Raw genomic sequence first — 1,782 nt, 5'->3', positions numbered from 1 at the left:
CTGTTGCACGGATTTCGCGGCACCACGGTGGAAGGCATCGCTGAAGCGGCGGGCATTTCAAAGGTCACGCTCTATACCTATTTCCACGACAAGGACGCCGCCTTCGAGGCAGTTGCGACCCGTTTTTTCGAAACCTTGCGCAAGGCGGCACAAGCGGCGCTAGCCGGTCCGGGCACACGCAGCGCACGCGTTACCGCGGCATTGATTGCAAAACACGGGATACTTTTCGACACGGTCCGCGCCTCGGCGCACGCCGCCGAATTACTGGCGACGCGGGCGCAGGTCGCCGCGCGCCTTGATGCGTTCGGGACCGGTCTGATTGCCGCGCTTGGCGATGTTTTGGAGGACGCGCAAGCCGGGCGCATCCTCTATAGCGCAGCGTTCGGTATTTCCGACGCGGCGGCCACGCGCGAGGACATGGCCGCCGATATTGCGCGGCTTGTCGCCGCGATGGTGCCTGACTAGGCGATCAGACAGGCAACTTGACGGTGCGCAGATAGGGCAGCTTCACATCGACCTTGCCAAACCGCGCCTTGGCATCTTCGGTCGATACCGCAAGCCCCACGATCACGTCTTGCCCCGGCCGCCAATCGGCCGGCGTTGCGAAGGGCGCGCCATCCGTGACCTGCACCGCATCAAGCGCGCGCAGAATCTCGGCGAAGTTGCGGCCCACTGACATCGGGTAGGACATGGTCAGACGGATCTTCTTGTCCGGCCCGATGATGAAAACCGTGCGCACCGTGGCCGAATGTGCCGGTGTGCGGCCATCGGGCAGGTAGGCATCTGCGGGCAGCATGTCATAGGCTTTGGCCACGGTCAGCGAGGTATCATCGATGATCGGAAAGTTGACCGGGTTGCCCGCAAAGGCGGCAATATCGGCAACCCATTTCTGGTGCTCGTCAACCGAGTCGACCGAGACGCCGATCACCTTGGTCTTACGCTTTTCAAACTCTTTTGCCAGCACGGCCACGGCACCAAACTCTGTGGTGCAGACCGGGGTAAAGTCCTTGGGGTGCGAAAAGATGATGGCGTAGCCATCACCAACCCAGTCATGGAACCGTATCGTGCCTTGGGTCGAGTCGGCAGTGAAATCGGGGGCAATATCGTTGATGCGCAAACCCATTGGGGTAATCCTTCTTAGTTGCATGATCGAGAATGAAACTAAGTGCAACGGCGCCCGGTTTCAGCCCCTTTGCGCAGTTATTTTGTTTATTTTCTAGCGCCCCCTAGCCCTTGCAGCCGACGCGCGCTGGTGCCAGCATGTCGCGCAATTCGGGAGGCCCTCATGATTACCAAACGTGACTTCTATATCAACGGCCGCTGGGTCGGCCCAGCAACTGCACGAGACTGCATCGTTTACGACCCATCGACCGAGGAAGCCTGCGCGGTAATCTCGCTTGGCGCACAGGCCGATACCGATGCCGCCGTGGCCGCAGCCCGCGCGGCCCTGCCCGGCTGGCGGGCCACCGCGCCAGCAGAAAGGCTGGCGCTGGTCGAGCGTATCCTTGCCACCTACACCCAGCGCACCGAGGAAATGGGTGCCGCGATCAGCCTAGAGATGGGCGCGCCGATCGATATGGCGCGTGTCGATCAGGTCAACGCGGGCAGTTCGCACATCAAGAACTTCATCACGGCCTTCAAGACCTTCGAGTTTGTGCGCCCGCTTGGCCCGCACGCCCCCAGAACCCGCATTTCGTTTGAGCCGGTGGGCGTGGTGGGGCTGATTACGCCGTGGAACTGGCCGATGAACCAGATCGCGCTCAAGGTCGTTCCGGCCTTGCT

At 61.6% G+C, this 1,782-nt stretch carries 3 protein-coding genes; 2 read left to right on the top strand and 1 reads right to left on the bottom strand.

Annotated features, from left to right (window positions below; translation table 11 throughout):
- Positions 1 to 465, top strand: a 465-nt coding sequence (locus tag ABY403_RS16240) for a TetR/AcrR family transcriptional regulator (RefSeq protein WP_372841850.1), incomplete at its 5' end; no start/stop codon positions are given.
- Positions 466 to 469: 4 nt separating this feature from the next.
- Here ABY403_RS16240 and ABY403_RS16235 read toward each other — a convergent pair.
- Entirely contained in the window at positions 470 to 1,123 is a 654-nt protein-coding gene (locus ABY403_RS16235; RefSeq protein ID WP_372841849.1) for a peroxiredoxin, read from the bottom strand.
- Between the two features lie 162 nt (positions 1,124 to 1,285).
- Between ABY403_RS16235 and ABY403_RS16230 the strand changes: the two genes are divergently transcribed.
- The coding region (locus tag ABY403_RS16230; protein WP_372841848.1) for an aldehyde dehydrogenase family protein at positions 1,286 to 1,782 on the top strand (497 nt) is incomplete at its 3' end.

Source organism: Phaeovulum sp., assembly GCF_041596715.1.
GTDB lineage: Bacteria > Pseudomonadota > Alphaproteobacteria > Rhodobacterales > Rhodobacteraceae > UBA6213.
This window is presented reverse-complemented; position numbering and strand designations above follow the sequence as displayed.

Excerpts from the sequence above, each read along its gene's own strand:
- ABY403_RS16235 (WP_372841849.1), bottom strand. The coding sequence starts at position 1,123 with ATGGGTTTGCGCATCAACGATATTGCCCCCGATTTCACTGCCGACTCG.